Source organism: Catenulispora pinistramenti (assembly GCF_018274385.1).
Lineage (GTDB): Bacteria > Actinomycetota > Actinomycetes > Streptomycetales > Catenulisporaceae > Catenulispora > Catenulispora pinistramenti.
The window spans coordinates 1-400 of the sequence record NZ_JAAFYZ010000599.1 but is presented as its reverse complement, the minus strand read 5'-3'; the positions used below and the strand labels follow the sequence as shown (position 1 = coordinate 400).

The 400-nt window shown below is 69.0% G+C and carries 1 pseudogene; it reads right to left on the bottom strand.

Features of this window, described 5'->3' with window-relative positions:
* Nucleotides 1-332, bottom strand: a pseudogene (locus tag KGQ19_RS53665) (S9 family peptidase); the annotation flags it as partial.
* Nucleotides 333-400 lie beyond the last annotated feature (68 nt).

The following is a 400-nucleotide window of genomic DNA, read 5'->3' as shown; positions in this document are numbered from 1 at the left end:
ATGCCGGTCATCGCGGCGATGCGCTGGCGCTCGCGGCGCGCCTTTTCCTCATCGCTGAGGGTCTCGGTGCCGGGCAGCACCACCTTGGAATCACCCAGCAACCGGGTCTGGCCACTGCCGATGTCGTAGGTCCACAGATCCAGCTGGTTGCGATCGCTGTCCTTGCCGCGCAGGAAACTGACCTGCGAACCGTCCGGCGCCACCTTGGGCTTCATCAGGGTCGGGCCGGACAGCGGCAGCGGGCCGGTGATGGCCTCCAGGGTCAGCTTTTCGGCGTGGGCGGCGGTACTGGTGGCGAGCAGGAGGGCAAGCGAAGCGAACAGGTGGCGCATGGAGGATCCCGGCAAACGGCAGGTCCGCCCGGCGGCGCGCGCGGGGCGGTCGTTCCCCCATCCTAACC